The 18,260-nt window shown below is 56.0% G+C and carries 19 protein-coding genes; 13 read left to right on the forward strand and 6 right to left on the reverse strand.

The genetic code is table 11. The annotated features are described in order from the left end of the window. The 8 genes from MV985_RS07440 to MV985_RS07475 form a co-directional block, all read left to right on the forward strand. Window positions 1–936: thiamine-phosphate kinase (locus MV985_RS07440; RefSeq protein WP_297464901.1), on the forward strand; the 936-nt coding region annotated here is incomplete at its 5' end. Between the two features lie 40 nt (window positions 937–976). Beyond that, a complete protein-coding gene (locus tag MV985_RS07445) occupies window positions 977–1,858 on the forward strand; it encodes a lysylphosphatidylglycerol synthase transmembrane domain-containing protein (RefSeq protein ID WP_297464934.1) in 882 nt (293 codons plus the stop codon). Continuing rightward, on the forward strand, window positions 1,834–3,057 hold the full coding sequence (locus tag MV985_RS07450; RefSeq protein ID WP_297464902.1) for a glycosyltransferase family 4 protein: 1,224 nt from the start codon (window positions 1,834–1,836) through the stop codon (window positions 3,055–3,057). Before MV985_RS07445 ends, MV985_RS07450 begins: the two co-directional genes overlap by 25 nt. Further along, window positions 3,057–3,779, forward strand: coding sequence for a polysaccharide deacetylase family protein (locus MV985_RS07455; protein ID WP_297464904.1), 723 nt, complete (start codon window positions 3,057–3,059; stop codon window positions 3,777–3,779). Before MV985_RS07450 ends, MV985_RS07455 begins: the two co-directional genes overlap by 1 nt. Window positions 3,780–3,803: 24 nt before the next feature. Then, a complete protein-coding gene (amrS, locus tag MV985_RS07460) occupies window positions 3,804–4,853 on the forward strand; it encodes an AmmeMemoRadiSam system radical SAM enzyme (RefSeq protein WP_297464906.1) in 1,050 nt (349 codons plus the stop codon). Between the two features lie 2 nt (window positions 4,854–4,855). Next, complete coding sequence (locus MV985_RS07465) at window positions 4,856–5,674, forward strand: hypothetical protein (RefSeq protein WP_297464936.1); 819 nt, start codon at window positions 4,856–4,858, stop codon at window positions 5,672–5,674. 199 nt (window positions 5,675–5,873) lie between these two features. Then, the gene (locus tag MV985_RS07470; protein ID WP_297464908.1) at window positions 5,874–7,667 is read left to right on the forward strand and encodes an S-layer protein; all 1,794 of its coding nucleotides are present in this window, start codon (window positions 5,874–5,876) and stop codon (window positions 7,665–7,667) included. A 43-nt stretch (window positions 7,668–7,710) separates the two neighbouring features. Then, window positions 7,711–8,505 carry a hypothetical protein gene (locus MV985_RS07475; protein WP_297464909.1) on the forward strand — a complete coding sequence of 265 codons (795 nt, stop codon included), beginning with the start codon at window positions 7,711–7,713 and terminating at the stop codon, window positions 8,503–8,505. Here the strand turns inward: MV985_RS07475 and MV985_RS07480 are convergent. From MV985_RS07480 to MV985_RS07505, 6 genes are all read right to left on the reverse strand, one after another. Continuing rightward, complete coding sequence (locus MV985_RS07480; protein ID WP_297464911.1) at window positions 8,495–10,240, reverse strand: radical SAM protein; 1,746 nt, start codon at window positions 10,238–10,240, stop codon at window positions 8,495–8,497. The two genes, MV985_RS07475 and MV985_RS07480, sit on opposite strands and share 11 nt — an antisense overlap. A 233-nt stretch (window positions 10,241–10,473) precedes the next feature. Beyond that, the gene (gene rsmA / locus MV985_RS07485; protein ID WP_297464913.1) at window positions 10,474–11,292 is read right to left on the reverse strand and encodes a 16S rRNA (adenine(1518)-N(6)/adenine(1519)-N(6))-dimethyltransferase RsmA; all 819 of its coding nucleotides are present in this window, start codon (window positions 11,290–11,292) and stop codon (window positions 10,474–10,476) included. Further along, complete coding sequence (locus MV985_RS07490) at window positions 11,289–11,909, reverse strand: DUF655 domain-containing protein (protein ID WP_297464917.1); 621 nt, start codon at window positions 11,907–11,909, stop codon at window positions 11,289–11,291. Before MV985_RS07490 ends, rsmA begins: the two co-directional genes overlap by 4 nt. Window positions 11,910–11,981: 72 nt before the next feature. Beyond that, window positions 11,982–12,350: an RNA polymerase Rpb4 family protein gene (locus MV985_RS07495; protein ID WP_297464918.1), complete on the reverse strand. Its 369-nt coding sequence runs from the start codon at window positions 12,348–12,350 to the stop codon at window positions 11,982–11,984. 2 nt (window positions 12,351–12,352) lie between these two features. Further along, entirely contained in the window at window positions 12,353–12,649 is a 297-nt protein-coding gene (locus MV985_RS07500; protein ID WP_297464920.1) for a 50S ribosomal protein L21e, read from the reverse strand. Window positions 12,650–12,775: 126 nt separating this feature from the next. Further along, a complete protein-coding gene (locus MV985_RS07505; RefSeq protein WP_297464922.1) occupies window positions 12,776–13,936 on the reverse strand; it encodes a tRNA pseudouridine(54/55) synthase Pus10 in 1,161 nt (386 codons plus the stop codon). A 45-nt stretch (window positions 13,937–13,981) separates the two neighbouring features. Between MV985_RS07505 and MV985_RS07510 the strand changes: the two genes are divergently transcribed. The 5 genes from MV985_RS07510 to gatE are packed head-to-tail and all read left to right on the forward strand — an operon-like array spanning window position 13,982 to window position 18,184. Next, a complete protein-coding gene (locus MV985_RS07510) occupies window positions 13,982–14,275 on the forward strand; it encodes a transcriptional regulator (RefSeq protein WP_297464924.1) in 294 nt (97 codons plus the stop codon). Between the two features lie 58 nt (window positions 14,276–14,333). Then, the gene (gatD, locus tag MV985_RS07515) at window positions 14,334–15,653 is read left to right on the forward strand and encodes a Glu-tRNA(Gln) amidotransferase subunit GatD (RefSeq protein WP_297464926.1); all 1,320 of its coding nucleotides are present in this window, start codon (window positions 14,334–14,336) and stop codon (window positions 15,651–15,653) included. A gap of 5 nt (window positions 15,654–15,658) precedes the next feature. After that, entirely contained in the window at window positions 15,659–15,859 is a 201-nt protein-coding gene (locus tag MV985_RS07520; RefSeq protein WP_297464928.1) for an antitoxin family protein, read from the forward strand. After that, on the forward strand, window positions 15,852–16,298 hold the full coding sequence (locus tag MV985_RS07525) for a type II toxin-antitoxin system VapC family toxin (RefSeq protein ID WP_297464930.1): 447 nt from the start codon (window positions 15,852–15,854) through the stop codon (window positions 16,296–16,298). The genes MV985_RS07520 and MV985_RS07525 overlap by 8 nt, the downstream gene beginning before the upstream one ends. Next, window positions 16,295–18,184, forward strand: coding sequence for a Glu-tRNA(Gln) amidotransferase subunit GatE (gene gatE / locus MV985_RS07530; protein ID WP_297464932.1), 1,890 nt, complete (start codon window positions 16,295–16,297; stop codon window positions 18,182–18,184). Before MV985_RS07525 ends, gatE begins: the two co-directional genes overlap by 4 nt. The last annotated feature ends 76 nt before the right edge of the window (window positions 18,185–18,260 follow it).

Below are 18,260 nucleotides of genomic sequence, written 5' to 3' on the forward strand. Positions count from 1 at the left end.
TTCCTCAAACACCTCAAAAGGCAGGGTGATCTGCCCCTTGGAGATGATGCCGGGGCAATAAGGCTCGGTAACGGCTGGCTGGTCGCTACCAACGATATGCTCGTCAGAAAGACGGACGTCCCGGAGATAATGACGCCCGAGCAGGTCGGTTTCAAAGCCGTAACGATGAACCTGAGCGACGTTGCGGCCATGGGTGCAAGGCCCATAGGTTTTCTCTTCTCCCTGGGGATCCCGGGGGATTTGGGGAAGGATTATCTTGAAAGCGTTGCAAGGGGAATCGGAGAGGCCCTCGACTTCTACAGCGTTCCCGTTCTCAGTGCGGACACCAATGAGGCGGACGATTTGATAATTGATGGGATCGCGCTTGGAAGGGCGGAAAGACTCCTCACCCGTTCGGGAGCAAAACCCGGCGAGCTGGTCTGCGTCACCGGCGATCTTGGGAGGGCGCTGGCCGGCTACATCCTCTGGAAAAACAGCCTCGATGTTTCGGAAGGGACGCGCAGGGTTCTCTACGAGAAGTTCCTCGAGCCAAAGGCGAGGGTCAGGGAGGGCATGGCCCTTTCGGGAGTGGCGGCTTCATCAATAGACGTGAGCGATGGTCTGGCGAAGGAACTCCACATCCTGGCAAAGATGAGCAGCGTCGGAATCGAGGTGTACCCGGAAGAACTGCCCATCGGGAAGGGCGTTGGGGAAGTTGCCGGGCTCATGGGCCTCGATCCGGTGGAGATCGCCCTCGCAAGTGGAGAGGAGTTCGAGCTGGTATTCACAGTGCCCCCCTCCAAAGTGGACGAGCTCCCGGTTGAGTGCAGGGTTATCGGAAGAACGTTGAAGGGGCCCGGCCTTTACCTCACCCGTGGTGGAATGAGAAAGGAGCTACCCCCCCTTGGATGGGAGCACTTCCGTGGGGCGGTGGGGCATACGCCTATGTTCCGATAACATTTTAAAACCCCCGGACAACCTATTCCCGGTCGTGACTATGCTCGGGAGTATCATGGATTCTGCAGGGGGATACTTTTCGGCGATCGAGGGTGCGTCGCTCCGCTACCTGGCGCTCGCCTTTCTGACCTACTACCTCAGTGTCGTCCTTTACGGCGTGAGATGGAAGCTGGTTCTGAGGGGGGTTGGAAGGGACGCACCGCTTAAGGAACTTGTGAAGGCCATCCTCGCCTCGATATTCATGAACAACGTGACGCCCCTAAGCAGAAGCGGTGGAGAGCTCCTGAGAATGGCCTGGGTATCGAGAAGGGCCAGGATCCCCCCGGGAGTTTCCGCGGTGAGCATAGTCTACGAGAGAATCCTTGAGAGCATACCCGTTTTTGTGCTCTTCCTCGTGGGGATCGGCTACTTCTCCTCCGGGAAATCCCTTCCCTTCGTTCTCGCCGGTATACTCGGCGTGGCCCTCGTGTGGATAAAATGGGACACTTTCGTCAGGCTCTCGCTGAGGGTTTTCCGAACGGATGTCTCGGAGGAGGAGCTGGCCAGGATAATGACCCTTCGTAGAATGCACGACCTCAACCTGATTGCCATACTCCTGAGTTCGATCATCTGGATACTCGACGTCGTCAGACTGAAGCTCATCGCCCTAGCCTTCGGTCTCGATCTGGCGTGGGGTCTGCTCGCGGTCATCTCGATAGCCAACCTCCTCTTCGGACTGATAGCATTCACTCCCGGGGGGATCGGCATAATCGAGGGCGGCCTCATAGGAACGCTCACCTACTTCGGCGTGCCCATGGCACTGGCCCTGCCCATAACCCTGCTGGAGCGCTTCGTTTCCTACGTGGCCAGCAGCATCGTCGGACTGGTTGTCCTTCTCACCTCCGGGGGAGTTGAAATATGGAAGGCCTTAAGATCGCAATAGCCAGCGATTGGTTCTACCCCAAGGTCGGCGGAATCGAATCCCACATTGACGAGCTCGCTCGCAACCTTCTACTCGCGGGGCACGAGCCCTATGTGATAACCCACGACTACAGGTATATGAAGCCCTATGTTGACAGTTTTCCATACCGGGTAGTTAGGTTCCCCTCGACGATCTACTTCAAAAAGTACCACGTGAGCGTCGGCTACGACCAGCTCTGGCGGATCAACGAGTTCTATAAGGACATAAACTTCGACGTGACCCACGTCCACAGCATCTACTCCCCCCTCGCAGTCGCCGTGGCGAAGATATCGCGGGGGATAAGGAACGTGCCCGTGGTTGCCACCAACCACTCCTTCTACGGGAAACCGCCTCTCGATCCGCTCGTGAGGGCCCTCGTTAGGCATCACCTGAGCAGGGTTGACACTTTCATCGCGGTCAGCACGCCGGTGGCGGAGGACACCCAGCAGCTTCTGGGTTCCGCCCTGAAGGGCCGTCCCATCGTCGTCGTCCCCAACGGCATAGACGTCAGAAAGTGGCGTCCCCCAGAGCCGGAGGAAAGGGAGCGGGCGCGGAGGAACCTCGGCGTTGAGGATGAGGTGGTGATCCTCTATCTGGGCAGGATGACCGAGAGGAAGAACGCCCACAGAATACCCCTAATGGTGAGAAAAGCCCTGGAGCGCAGCAACCTACCCCCCTGGAAGGTGAGGCTTGTGATGATAGGTAATGGTCCTATGAGGCCCATTTTAGAGGAAAACCTCCGGAGGACTGGAATGGGAAGGGTAACGGAGCTCTACGACTTCATGGAGAGGGGAAGGCTCCTGCCCTTTTACTGGGCGGCCGATCTCGTCCTGATGCCAGGGGTTCTGGAGGCCTTTCCCGTCGTTGGGCTCGAAGCCATGGCCACAGGAAACCCTGTGGTAGGACGAAACGAGAGCGGAGTCTCCGACATGGTCCTCCACGACAAAACCGGGCTGCTGGCGGACAGCGAGGAGGGCATCGTCGAGAACCTGGCAGAGATCTTTGAGAACAGGGACCGGCTGGTTGAGATGGGGATAGCCGCCAGGGAGAGGGCCGAGAGGGAGTTTTCATGGGACGTCGTCCTTAAGAAGGTGCTCAGGGTGTACAGGATGACGATGGACATGGGAGACGACGTTGATCGGCGGTACCTTGCGTACAGGCTTATGAGGGGGCTCGGCTGATGATGGTATCGATAACCTTTGACGTGGAGCACGACTGTCCCCCCTACCTGACGACAACGAGGGGCATGGAGGATGGTCTGCCAGGGCTCCTCGATCTTATGGAGGAGAAGCGCGTGAGGGCGACCTTCTTTTTTACAGCGGAGATGGCGAGACGCTTTCCAGGACTCGTGAGAAGGGTTCTCGATGGGGGTCATGAGCTGGGGAGCCACAACTACAACCACGAACGGCTCGATAGGGTGAGCTTCGATGAGGGAAAGAAGGCCATAGAGAGATCCCTTGAAGTCCTCAGGGAGTTTGGAGACGTCGTTTCCTTCCGTGCCCCAAACCTCCAGTTCCCGGAGCGTTACTATGGAGTTCTGGAGGAGAACGGAATTCTCGTCGACTCATCCAGGGCCACCTACAAGGGCTACCGCTCGGGAGTGAAGTTTTTCGGGAACGTCCTGGAGGTGCCTGCCTCAACAACGAGCTCGGTGATAAGACTCCCCTGGAGACTTCAGAGGATAATCCACTCGCGCCTCAAGGAGCCGAGGGTTTACTTCGCCCACCCCTGGGAATTCGTGCCGATGCAGGGAGAAAGGGTAAGGTGGGATTGCAGATTCAACACAGGCGATAGGGCCCTTGAGCTCCTCGGAAAGCTGATAGACTATTACAGATCAAAGGGAGCAAGGTTTCTCACCATGGGCGAGTACCGCGAGCTTTACGGAAAGCTTAAACGTGAGTAAATCCAACTACCCGGGGGTGAGATCATGAGAGAGGCCATGTACTGGGAGCCACTTGAGGGGGGGAAGGTTCGCTGCAGGCTGTGCCCCCTGAACTGCATAATCAACGAGGGTCAGAGAGGATCCTGCAGGGTGAGGAAGAACATAGGTGGAAAACTCTACACACTCAACTACGGGAAGGTCTCGGCCATCGGAACCGACCCCGTGGAAAAGAAACCACTCTTCCACTTCTGGCCAGGTTCCTGCGCCTTCTCGATAGCGACCGTCGGCTGCAATATGCACTGCAAACACTGTCAGAACTGGGAGATAAGCCAGGCCGATGAGAGCTTCCCATACCTCCACGATATGACGCCCGAGATGGTCGTCAGGATGGTGAAGCACTACGGCTGCGAGAACCTCGCCTACACCTACAACGAGCCGACGATATGGTACGAGTTCGTGCTGGAAACAGCAAAGCTCGCTAAAAAGGAGGGAATCCACAACCTTCTGATAACCAACGGCTACATCAACGAGGAACCCTTCAGGGAACTTGCGCCATACATAGACGCCATGAACATCGACATCAAGGCATTCAGCGACGAGTTCTATATGAAGATAGCGAGCGTGCCGAGCGGTAAACCGAGCAGGAGAACCGCGGTGATTGCCAAGAAGGAATTCGGAATCCACGTCGAGCTTACCTATCTCATAATTCCGACGCTCAACGACGGGGAGGAGGAAATCAGGGCCTTCGCCCGCTGGGTGGTTGAAGAGCTCGGCGACGATACGCCTGTTCACTTCTCGCGCTTCTTCCCGCACTACAAGTTAATGCATCTGCCTCCCACCCCGCTCGAGACGATAGAGATGGCCTACCGCGTCGCCAGAGAGGAGGGCCTTAAATTCGTCTACATCGGCAACGTGCCAGGACACCCTGGGGAGAACACATACTGTCCGCGGTGCGGAAGGCCCCTAATAGTCCGCTGGGGGTTCGAGATCACCGAATATCACATCACAGACGACGGAAGGTGTGAGTACTGCGGCGAGAAGATCCCCATCGTGGGGACCTACAAGGGGAAGCAGTATAAGGGCATGTGGTGGTGAAATTGGAGGAGATAGAGGTTATTTTCTACATCGAAGGGCTGGGCAACGACAGGAAAGTTTTAGAAAGCGCTCTGAGGGAGACAGCCGAAAACCTGAGGGATGAAAACGTCAACGTGAAATACATCAGGATCGAAGAAATCCTCGAAAACGGTGAGGAGCCCCTCAAGTACTCGGGATTGATCGAAGCACGGCTCTCGGGAGATCTGGCCAGTATAGTCAACCTGACCCTCAAGTACTCCCCTGCCATCGTGGAGGTTCTGAAACCAGGAAAGCTGGAGGTGGAGGCCAGGGAGCTGATGAAAATCCTCGGGGAGGTCTCCCTGGTCATGGGCAAACTCATGGAGCAGTTTGGAGGACTGGCCGTCTATCCAAAGCTTGATGAGGTGCCTATGCCCAGAATAGGCTACGAGAGGGAGGAGATAGAGAGCTTCATAATCGAGGACAGGAACCTTCTGTACCGCTTTGTCATCGAGGTCTTCGGGGAAAACGGAGACGCCATAAAGGAGACAATGGCAAAGGCCCTCTCCCTGGAGGGGTGCAGGATAAACAAGCTGGTCGTTCAGGGGCAGGAAGAGAAGGGAAGGTTCAAAGGACTCCTGGCCGCGGAGCTGCTGTCCCCCTTTGAAACGATGTTTCAGCTTACGGGGAAGTACGCCCCCGTTGCTATATCCATCATCGAGCCGGAGGTGGTGGACATCACCGCCAACGAGCTTCAGAACACTCTCACGGACCTCAGCGGCTTTGTCAACGAGCTCGTCACCAGACCCGTGAAGAGGCAGATCCTGGAAAAGAAGAACACCGAGTTCAAACTCAAGCCGTGATATTATCGGCAAAAGGCGAAAAGCCTATAGGCATTTAATTAAGCTCCCTTTCATTTTTACGGCAATGAGCGAGCTTCTTTTAAGCGGAGAAAGGGTCTGAAAGCGAAAAGTATATATACCCCAACCGGACAGAAAGTCATTGACAAAACGTATTAGACCATCCCAGGGTGTAAGCCCAAAGCCAAGGAGGTGTTGGGAGATGAAAGTGAAAAAGATCGCGGCGCTCGCAGTTGGTGCCGCAATGGTTGGAGCCACCATGGGCTTCGCAAGTGCCACTGAAGTTCCGAACATACCGAAGGACTTCTTCGTCAAGCCCGATGGAACCCCGAACGTTAAAATCGTTGTTGGAAGTAGCGCTGCCGCTATGGACGTCGCCAGTGCCGCTGACATAGCCGTTGCCCTTGGAAGCCTGCTCTACACCGAGGAGCAGGTCGAGGTCCAGGGCGACTACGTCAAGATCAAGGCCGAGTACCCGCCCGAGACCGTTAAGAAGTGGACCATCTACAAGTACGACGCCAGCACGATAAGGAACAAGACCGCCTGGGCCACCGGCTACGACAAGCTTCCGGGCGACTACTGGTGGAACGGTGCCGGCTACGACATGACCTACGACGAGTGGAAGGACTGGTTCCAGGTCACCACCACGATCCCGGACAAGGACAAGATCGGTGACAAGCAGATAGTTGACTGGCACGTCACCTTCAAGAACCTCGAACTCAAGTCCAAGAACCCGAGCGACTGGGACAAGAAGGCCCCGCCGAAGGACGCCAACATAGTCATCACCCCGGGCAACGTCACCGTTCTGGTTGACTACGTGCTCTACAACTACAGCATCGTCCAGACCAAGAAGGTCAGGGATGCTTACCCCGAGTGGGGTGTTCCAGCTGAGTACCAGAACGTCACCGTTTACTACATTGGCGACGCCGAGAACGTTGCCGAGGACAACGGAACCATAGTTAAGACCTACACCGAGGGTGTCAAGCCGAGGGAGACCTTCACCGTCTTCGGCGAGACCTACTACGTCCTCGATGTGGGTAACAACAGCTTCGTCGCCGGTCTCGACAAGGGTACCGAGTGGTACCAGGTCGGCGAGCCGCAGGCCATAGAGGGAACCGACTGGGTCATCACCGTCCTCGACATCAGCATCGTTGACCAGAGGGCCCTCGTCACCGTCAAGAACGCGGTCACCGGAAAGGAGAGCGACCAGGTCATCCTCGAGAAGGGCAACCCGGTTGACGTCTTCGGCGATGGAGCGGTCATCCTCACCCTCGAGGACACCTTCGTCGGTATCGACGGCCACCTCATAGCCAGCATCTCAGCCCAGGTTAACGTCAAGACCTACAAGAGCGGCCACACCATCACCTACGATGGCAAGAAGTGGAAGATGATCATCCACACCGACGGCAACTACATCAAGAACATTACCCTCACCAACCTCGACAAGCTCGAGGGCAACCCGGTTGACGTCTTCGGCAAGTACGACCTCAAGTACAAGTTCGATATGAAGTCCCTCAACGAGAAGAAGGTCAACTACGACATCAACGGTGATGGCAACATAACCGATACCGACTTCGTCGTTGCCTACGCCTACCTCTGCCTCAAGGAGAAGCAGGGCAAGCTCATCGAGAAGGAGCTCAAGGTCGGTGACAAGATACCCGACACCGACTTCGTCGTCGAGGAGATCCACGCCACCGTCACCAAGATCGAGCCCAAGCCGGTCAGCGAACCGATAACCGTCATGGACTTCGAGGTCAACATGGAGGACCCGGGAGCCAACCTCATCCTCGTTGGCGGACCGGTCGCCAACAAGATAACCAAGTGGCTCGTCGACCAGAACATCAGCAAGGTCGACTGGTACAACAGCCCCGGCGAGATCGAGTACATACCGGACGCCCTCGGCGGCTACGACGTCGTCATAGTCGCCGGCGCCACGAGGAACGAGACCAGGGCCGCCGCCGAGGCCCTTATGCAGTACCTTGCCAGCCTTCACTGAAGGCTCTTCTCCCCTTTAATTCTCTTTTCTGGAGGTTTTGACCTTGAGCCCTAGAAAGCTCGCCGCAGTACTCACCATTCTCCTGGTAATCCTTGCTCCCCTTGGCTACCTTCTGTACTCCTACCACGGCTTCGGGACTGTGGTAAACCCGGGAATTCCCAAGGGATCGAAGGGCTACGTCGTAATATACACTCCGTCCGCACAGTTCTACACCCTCACCGCCGAGGAGTACAGGGAGTTCCTGGAAGGGGGCCACCGGCCGCCGGAGGGCTCCAAGGTATTCAACGTCACCCTCGACAGTTACCTCACAGGAAGTCCCGTTGTTGATCTCAACCTGACCCTCAGGAGCGTTTACGACTACTTCACGATAGTGATGGGTGACCCTTCCCTGGTGCATTGCAGGGACAACCCCCTGCTCTACCCGGGAGACTGCAGGTACAGGACGCTGGCCGTTTCGGAGATATCCGGGGTCGTGGCGAGCATCTTTGCGGCCAACTACTACATCAGGGGGTTGCAGATGGGCTACGACAACGCGACCGCCCGGCAGTATGCCTTCAACGAGACCCAGCTGAGGTACCGGAGGGCCTACCTCAACTTCTGGACCAAGGTTGATATAGGCCGGGGAAAGATCGGCAACGAAAATCACCTGGCGGTTCTCCTCATTGGACCGGCGGAGGGGGCCAAAGAAAACAGGATATTCGTTCCAAGAAAGGGCCTCCTGGTGATAGAGGGGAAGACGGACGAGACTCTGAGGGCCGAGGTTGTGCTCATCGAGAACCTCATAGGCTTCAAATGGCCCGAAGGGAACGAAACGAAGGTAGTGAAAATCACAGGGTGATGGCCTCTTCGAGGATCTCCCTTTTCTCATTTCCAATCGTTTCGAAGAACTCCTCCCTGCTCCTGAAGGGCCTCTTTGATAGAATCTTCACGGCTGTCTTTTTCCCGATTCCGGGGAGGTACTGAAGAACCTTAGGGCTCTCGGTGTTCACGTTGACGGGAACTGGGATTCCTGTGATACTGCGGTAGCCGTGATCGACTATCATGACGTTGTAGAACCTGTTGAGGGGCATCTTCTTCGGCATGCCAACGATGAGGGGATAGCTCCCTATCTGTCTACCGTAGGTGAGGCCGTTGTCAAAGACTTCGGCGCGGACATCGCGAAGGATCGTTCCAACGGGAACGACGCGCTTGAGCATCGGAAGGTCTATCTCGTGCCTTATCTTGTACTTATAGTGTTGAATGAGACGCTTGTGCTTCTCGGTTTTGACTTTGCCCCTGAGGTGCCAGAGGGGCGTTCCTGGAAAAACAACCACCTGCCTGATGTTTATCCTCCTGACCATCAAGCCTTCGTCTAAGAGTCTCTTGAGGAACTGGAAGGTCAGCTCATAGCTCTTCTTCGTCTCGCCGGGAAGTCCAAAGACGATGTTTATCCCAGGGAGAAGCCAGGGCATCCCGTTGTAACCCCTCCTTCCCCCGACTTCGTTGAGTATCTTTACTGCCTCGTAGGTTTCCTCGGCGGTGGCGTTGAGGTTGTTGAGCTTCGCAACTTTCGGATCCGCGCTCTCAAGACCGAAGGCAACCACGTTTCCCGGCGTTCCGTATTTTATTAGGGCCTTGGCTATCCTGATGCTCTCCTCCGGATAGTTCGCTATCACGGCGGGATTGGCGTTGTCCACGTGGAGGGTTTTAACGTGAGGAGCAACGGAACGTATTCCAGCAAAGAGCTTTTCTATTGCCTCCGGATTTGGAACCGGAACCCTGCCGTTCGGTCTCGCCATGTATGAGAAGATACAGCTCTGCCGCCCAACCCTGAAGTGCCTCACCCCAAGATCGTAGAGCGCCTTGACCTCGGCAACCACATCCTCAACCGGCCTGTCCTCGACCGTTCTATACCTGACCGGCTCGGTGCAGAAGGAGCAACCGCCTATACCCATCGCCTTCGGACAGCCGCGCTGAGTCTCGATCTCGACTATAACGAAGTCCGGGAAGTCGGGAAACTGTCTCACGACCTCGGCACCGATGATCGCGTAATCCCTCAGCTCGGCGTAGTCTCTGAAGCGGAAGGGATCTGCGTCCTTTGGATCCTGGAGGTAGTCAAACAGAAACGCCTCAAGGTCGCCGTAGACGATGTGGTCGAAAACCGTCTGTGCCAGGAGAAGTTCGCGCGAGGTTACCTTTGTCCCACCCGCGTGGGCGGAACCCATGAAAGCCGGCCCGCCGAGGATCTTAACCCCCTTGAACGGCTTGAGGAATTTGGCAACTTCATCCACCTGCGAGGGAACCGCTGAAAGATACTTTCCGGGCGTGTGAAGGCCGCCGATGTAGACTATGACGTCGGCCGTCTCGAGTATTTTCTTCGTCTCAGGAAAGTTTGGGGTCTTGTTCCTTGTTGCGATCCCGTTTTCTCCCTCGAAAGTCGCCCTGAGGTCATCGATGGTCAGGTAGAAAACCTCCGCACTCTTATTGGCCTTTTTTATCGCGCCGTAGGCGTATCTGGGGTAGATTCCGAGATAGGGGGGCACTCCGAGTCCCGCGGGTTCGTCGGTGTATCCGTCAACTATGGCGATCCTCATGGCAGGGTTTCTTGGAATTCGCCTTAAAAACCAATCGTCGGCGAGACTGTGAATGGGTTATCGGAGGGAGAATACCCCAGACCCCACCAGACGAATAGGACTCTGCCCGGAACGAGCGCATTTACCAGGAAAGTTCCAATGCACTCGCTGGAGGGCAACCCTCTCATGGCTGGCGAAATAGAAGGCAGTAACTACCGGAAGCTCTGAATCGGTATCGCACTCCTCCCGGGAACTCAGAGGACGCCGAGTGACGCGAGGTACTCCTGTATCTCAAGAACGTCCTCCGGAGACAGCTGGAAAACCCTCTTCTCTGCGTGGGGTATGGACGGGAGAGAGGTTCTAATGCCCCTGAATCCCTCACGATCCAGACCCAGCATGTGATGGGACTTCTTCAGGGCCGATAATACCGTGCTCTTCCGGTGCTGGAAGAGGGCCCTTACGAGGTTCTCCTTCAGTTCTATCCGTTCGTCCTTTGGTTTTGGTGTTAACACAACCACCGCAGAGTCCACCCTGGGTTTGGGCCAGAAGGCTCCTCTGCCGATTCTCTCCACAAGCTCGGCGCGGGCCTTTGCCCGGACCATCAGGGAGAGACGGGAGTAATTTCTGTCACCGGGCTTTGCAACCATCCTCTGGGCGAACTCGAGCTGATATATCAGAACGGCCCGCTCAAAATCGTGCTCCAGAAATCGAAACGTTATAGGGGACGAGATCTGGTAGGGAAGATTGGAAACGATCTTATTGAACCCGGGGAGCGGAACTCTTAGCGCATCGCCCTCGATTATCTCAACGTTCGGCCAGTTATATTCACTGCGGAGAATACCGACCAGCCGGGGATCCTTCTCAATGGCATATACCTTTCCGGCTCTTTCACTGAGCACGTCGGTTAGAACCCCCAGGCCGGGACCAACTTCAAGGACCGTATCCCTTTCACTCAGCCCTGCCCGCTCGACGTTTCGTTCGATTACGTCGGGTACTATCAGAAAGTTCTGGCCGAGATCCCGGTTGGCCCTCAGGTTGTATTTCGAAATTAAATGGAAAAGGCGTTCCCTCATACGCGGAATAGCCTCCTGGAGCCCACGAAGAGCCGGTAACGGTCCTTACCCTCGAGCTCCTCGACAATTCGTCTGGCTATCATCTTCACCGGATCGGGAAGACCTTTAACGCGATGGCGCAGGTCCTCGAAGCTCTTGAAGGGTTCCTTCTTTCGCTCTTCTATTATCTCCCACATATGTTTCTTGCCTATTCCGGGGAGGAGTTCGAGGCTGTGGAGTCTGTTGGTTATCGGAGGGGCCATGTTGAAGAACTGAACGAAGCGCTCCTCGTTGTTCCTCACTATCTCCTCGACCACGTAGGGAAGCTCGGCCTTGGCCGTGGCGGTAAGGTCGTCGTAGTGAATCTTCCTGTTGATCATGAGGATCTTGTCCCTCTGCCCCTTGCCGATGAAGACCCTCTCGTAGAGCATGAGATCCTCCTTCGGTGCAACCTCGAGTAGCGTGAACGCCTTCTCACCTATGACCTGAGCAACCGGCTTCCCGGTTCGTCTGCCGGTCGTCAGATCGGTGTAGCCCTCGGGCAGATAGTCCAGAACGTAAGCGTACTCCTCATACTCAACGTTTTTCCTCTTCTTATCGAGGCTTTCCCGGTAAGAGTGCCTCCTATACCTGTCCATCGTCTCTCCCCCAAAACATATGACTCCAGGAGTTTTTATACTTTGTCTAAAGATGAAAAGGAAAAAGAGGGGTCACCCCTCGGGGCGGTATTCATCGAGGAGCTTCAGTATCTCTTCGGCCTCCTCCGGAGTTGGCATGTAGTCCTCCTTGGCGAAGATGACCCGTATGTCAAAGTAATCCTCGGGAAGGAGGTCTATAATCTTGACCGCCCTCCTCTCGTCGAGCCACTCGAAGAGACCGACCAGCTTCCCCTTCAGCTCCGCGGCCTGCTCGGGCCTGAGCTTTGCAAAGCGCTCCGCGTGTTCAAGGCTAACCCGGGCCTCATAGAACATCGGTTCCTCCGGGTTCTCCTCCATGCCCTCCGCCTTGCGCCTCTCGAGGAGCTCCTTCGTTTCCGCTATCGTCATGTAGTGCTCCTCGAGCTTTTTCCGCCCTATCATGCTCATCCCTTCTGGGCCCTCAGGTGGACTGGGTGTATGAAGAAGGTCTTGACCTTCCCGCCGTCGTTTATCTGAACGACGTAGGCATCGCCGCGCTTTCCAACCACGATCCCGGTCCTTCCATGGAACCTCGGATCGGGCATTCCCCTGTGGTAGCTCGGCTCTATAACGATGTGAACCCTCTGCCCGACCTCAAACTCCTGAAGGAACCTGGTGAGCGGCGGGAGGCCCTTCTTTCTCGGCTTTTTACCCAGCTTGCCGCGGGTCTTCCTTCTAAAGCTGTGCGCCTTCTGAACCATTCCAACCACCTCACGGGTTTTATCCGTCACACAACGAACCCAATCGGGCGTTTCAACTTCATGCGGTGTACGGACTAGGCCTGTTATGGCTCCGCTATGCTCTAACGAGAAGCGTTTATAAAGTTTTCAGTCGTCGAGAATGTTCAGAACGTCGAGCCTCTCGCACCACGCCCTTTTTCCGAGCAGGTCGCTCACGCTCGGCTTCGTCCTTCCCCTGTCGCCGGAAACCAGCTCCTTGATGTAGAGGCCGCCGTCGGTGACGAGGCGCAGCTCGAAGTGCCTCTCGTCTATCCACCTCGCATCCGCCTCGTGAACCCTCCTGACCCTTACCTTGTCCGCCCTCGCCTTCCTCACACGCCAGGGCGTCCTCTGATGGATTTCCAGGCCTCTAAGCTTCCTCGCCACTTCCCCGGCTTCCTCGGGAGTTACCCCATCCTCAACGAGAACCAGGGCCAGGTATTCCTTGCGATGGTTCTTCGTGAGAACTTCCCCGGCCTCCTTTGGAGATACAAAGCGGAGATTAAGGACTTCTACCTTCCCGCTCGCGTTTATCTCCCTTGCTATGGCGTCGAGGTCGAGTTTCCTCTTTTTGGGCCCCTTGATTTCGACGATAAAGGGCCTGCCGTTGCCGAGGGTTCTGACATCAACGTCCTCCCTTCCAGCGCCTTTGAAGACGCACTTCCCACCGCTCGCCTTCGAAAAGGCCCTGCAGATTATTGATGCGACGCTGTCCTCGAAACCCGGAAGAGGTGTCTGGGGAATGCCGCGGACGAGTTTTCTATACCTGCCATAGACGTAAATCGGGTTGATCTGAAGCTCGATTTCACCGAAGTAGGGTTCAACAATGAAGACAACGTCGGGGTTCTTTGAGGTGTCTTTGCCGGTAGCTAAACCGAAAGCCTTCCCAAGCTCGCGGTTGAACTCACGGTTTATCGGCTCTCCCGTGCTGATTCCGAACTCCCTCCAGATGCTCTCTTCCTTCTCGCGGATCTCATTTGGAAAGCGAGAACCGACGAGGAAGGTATCGAACTCTATTCCCGAGGAGGCCTCCTTCATCCTCTCAACGAGCAGGGGGATCCTCTCGAAGATGTTTCCGCAAAGCTCGCACTTCTCAGGCTCGCCCATGGGGGGCAATCCCTTCGCGGAGCGCTCCATGTTGAGGACGAACCTTATCGCCCTTCCCCTCTCCTCATTGGTGCCCTTTCCGAGCCTCGCGAACAGCCTGCCGAGGCAGTGATCGCACAGCCCGTACCTTTCAAGAACCTCTCCGGCCTTCTTGACTATCATGCTCCCACCCGAAGGTTTATATCCCTCTCCTATAATCGTCTCGCGATGATGACTCGAAGGCAGCGCATAATAAAGCTTTTGGAGGAACGGGACTACTCACCGAGCGAGCTTGCGTTAGCCCTGGATATGAGGGGTAAGGGGGCAAAGAAGGTCATTCTGGAGGATCTGAAGGCCATCCAGAAGACCCTCAGGCGGGAGGGGAAAGTCCTCCTCATAAAGCCCGCTGAGTGCAGGAAGTGCGGCTTCCTTTTTCCCCCCGAGATAAAGGTTCCCTCCCGGTGTCCCCGCTGTAAATCTGAGTGGATAGAGGAGCCGAGGTTCCGGATAGGATCAGGGTAACTGTTCTGCGGCCGAAGGTTTATATTGAGCTCGTTCAATCCCCAGTGGAGGGAGGCCAATGCGCAAGGTTGAGAAGTTTATGAGGGAGAGAAACCTTGAGGTGGGCGATTACGTCAGGGTTATCAAGGAGGAGAATGATCGAAGGATCGTCTACGAGGGGTGGATAATGAGCCCCTACGAGCTTTCCAGCGGCGAAACCCTCACGATAAAGCTCGACAACGGCTACAACGTCGGGATACTTATTGATGCAATTTCTGACGTCGAGATAATCGAGAAGGCCCGGCCGAGGGGAGAGGTGAGCTTCACCGAAGTCTTTCCGAAGAAGCCAGAACTCCCCAACGTGGCCATTCTTGGAACCGGAGGAACCATCGCGAGCAGGATAGACTACAAAACCGGAGCCGTTCACGCCGCTTTCACCGCGGAGGAGCTTGCGAAGGCCGTTCCTGAGATCTTCGAGATAGCCAATATCACCCCAAAGCTGCTCTTCAACATAATGAGCGAGGACATGAAGCCGGAGTACTGGAAGAGGATAGCCCACGAGGTTGCTAAACTCCTCAACGGCGGGGAGGATGGGGTTGTGGTAACCCACGGGACAGATACGCTCGCCTACACCGCCTCGGCGCTGAGCTTTATGCTCCGAGATTTAGGTAAACCCGTCATCCTCGTCGGCTCGCAGAGGAGTTCCGACAGGCCCAGCAGCGACGCGGCCATGAACCTCATCTGCTCTGTGAGGATGGCAACAGCGGACTTCGGCGAGGTTGCGATAGTCATGCACGGCGAGACAAGCGACACCTACTGTTTAGCTCACCGCGGAACCAAGGCCAGGAAGATGCACACCTCAAGGAGGGACGCCTTCAGGAGCATAAACGACGTTCCAATAGCCAAGATATGGCCGAGGGGCGAGATAGAATTCCTGCGCGACGACTACAGGAGGAGAACCGACTCAACGGTCTGGATCGACGACAGGATGGAGGAGAGGGTTGCCCTCGTCAAGGTGTTCCCGGGGATAAAGCCCGAGGTCATCGACTTCTTCGTTGACAGGGGCTACAGGGGACTCGTCCTCGAGGGAACGGGTCTCGGACACACCCCCAACGAGCTGATTCCGGCCATAGAGCGCGCCACCGAGGAGGGGGTGGCAGTCTGCATGACTAGTCAGTGCCTCTACGGCAGGGTGAACCTCAACGTCTACTCCACCGGAAGGAAGCTCCTCAAAGCGGGCGTTATTCCATGCGAGGACATGCTTCCGGAAACAGCTTACGTCAAGCTGGCCTGGGTCCTCGGCCACACCGACGACCCGAAGGAAGTCCGCGAGATGATGCTCACGAACTACGCCGGCGAGATAACGCCCTACACGAGGTTTGACACCTACTTGAGGTGATCCCCATGCCGATCAGGGCGGTTTATCAAAACGGAGTTTTCAAGCCCCTCGGTGAGGTGGAGCTTCCTGAGGGCACTGAGGTTGAGGTGGTCGTGAGGAGGGCTGGACCTATCCTCCGCAAGTACGCCGGGCTGATCGAGAAGAGCAACCACGACTGGGAGGCAGAGTACTATGAGTACCTCACCGAGAGAGCGCACGGTGGTTGACAGCAGCGTCTGGGTTGAGGTGTTGGCTGGTAATGACGAGGCCATCGAACTGCTTGACCGGATCAGTGCTAAGTCCACCCTCTGCATCACGCCCACAATTTACTCGGAGGTTTCCTTTGTCATCCTTGGCCACCACTTCACAAGGCTCACAGGCAAGAAAGGCACGTACGCCCTAAGAAAGGAGCTTAAGAAAAACCCCGGTCTCTATGGGGTGGTTGAGAAGTTCGATGAGATGCTCGATGAACTTTCAGGTCTGGGACTCCTCGAGTTCTTGAATGAAAACATCGAAGTGGTCACCAAGGCGAGGGAGATCCGGAGGAAATACGGACTCCTCCCGAACGACGCCATGGTGGCGGCCGCTTGTGAGGTTTATGGAATTTCGAGAATAGCCACGTACGATGATTACTTTTTGAGAACCCCTCTGGAGGTGTTGAGATGACAGAGAAGTTTGATTACGAAAAGCTCGGCCTCAAGGTCGGCCTTGAGATTCACAGGCAACTCGATACCAAAAAGCTGTTCTCGCCCGTTCCGGGTGAGCTGACGGAGAGAGTTGACTTCACCTTTGAAAGACGTTTAAGGCCCACGATGAGCGAGCTCGGAGAAATTGACCCTGCCGCCCTCGAGGAATTCAAGAAGGGGAGAAAATACGTCTACCAGGGCAACTACAGGCTGACGGATCTGGTTTATATGGACGAGGAGCCGCCTAGGGGACCCGATGGAGAGGCCCTGAAAGTGGCCCTCCAGATAGGATACCTCCTCAACGCGGCCCCGGTTGATGAAGTTCACTTCATGCGCAAGATAGTCATCGACGGTTCCAACGTTTCCGGCTTCCAGAGAACCGCCATAGTGGCCATGGATGGAAGGGTTGACACTCCCTGGGGAAGCGTTGGAATCCCGACGGTCTGCCTCGAGGAGGACGCCTGCAGGATCGTTGAGAGGAAGGAGAAGGAGGTAATCTACCGCCTCGACCGCCTTGGCATTCCGCTCGTGGAGATAAGCACCACACCCGACATACACCATCCGGAGCAGGCAAAGGTCGTTGCGAAGTACATCGGTGATGCCCTTAGGGCAACGCGAAAGGTCAAGCGCGGCCTCGGAACGATAAGGCAGGATCTCAACGTCTCCATTAAGGGCGGTGCGAGGGTTGAGATTAAAGGCGTCCAGGAGCTTGATATGATCCCGCTGATCATCGAGCGCGAGGTTGAAAGGCAGTTGAACCTGCTCAAAATAAGGGACGAGCTTCGCGAGAGGGGCGTTAAACCCGAGGATATAAGGGAGGAGTTCCACGACGTCACCGATGTTTTTGAGAACACAGAGTCAAAGATAATAGCGAGGGCCATCAAGAAGGGCGGTAAGGTTCTCGCCGTCAAGCTCCCCGGCTTCCGCGGGCTTATAGGGAGGGAGATACAGCCCGGAAGGAGACTCGGAACGGAGATGGCCGACAGGGCCAAGAAGTACGTCAGGGGAATCTTCCACATCGATGAACTGCCGAATTATGGAATTACAGAATTAGAGGTTAACGCGGTTATCGAAAAGCTTGGCCTCGGTGAGAAAGACGCCTTCGTCCTCGTCGCGGCCGATGAGGAAACCGCCAGGAAGGCCTTAGTCGAGGTCGTCAAGCGCGCTAAGGAAGCCATAGAGGGAGTCCCAGAGGAGACGAGGAGGGCTTTGCCGGATGGCAACACCCAGTACATGCGCCCGCTCCCGGGCAAGGCGAGGATGTACCCTGAAACCGACATCCCACCGATACTCATAACGCCCGAGATGAAGGAGAGGATAAAGGCGAACCTGCCGGAGCTTCCACAGGAGAGGGTTGAGCGCTTCGTCAGGGAGTACAGGATCGACAGGAGCCTGGCGGAGACCCTCGTTAACGACGAGCGCGACGAACTCTTCGAGGAGCTTGTTAAGAGGGGCCTTAAACCGTCCCTGGTTGCTTCAATACTCGTGGTGGTCCTCAAGGGACTCAAGAAGGAGGCCCCGATCGAGAACATCACGGAGGAGCACATAAAGGAGGCCTTCGAGCTCTACCTCCACGGCAGGATAGCGAAGGAGGCATTTGAGGAAATTCTCAAGGAACTCGCGAAACACCCGGAGAAAACCGCGGGGCAGGTTGCGGAGGAGAAGGGCCTGACGCTCCTCAGCGAGAATGAAGTGGAAAGAATAGTCAACGAGGTCATCCAGGAGAACATCGACGTCATCAAGGCCAGGGGCATGGGCGCTATGGGCATGATAATGGGAAGAACGATGGCGAAGCTCCGCGGCAGGGCCGACGGAAAGCTCGTGAACCAGCTCGTGAGGAAGAAAATCCAGGAAATAGCGGGCTGAGTCCCTTTCTCTTTTCTACGGTCAGAGCATCGGCTCCTCATCACATTTCAGAGTGAGGGAAATTGCTCATCATCCC

Origin of the sequence: Thermococcus sp. (assembly GCF_027012695.1) — an archaeon.
Lineage (GTDB): Archaea > Methanobacteriota_B > Thermococci > Thermococcales > Thermococcaceae > Thermococcus.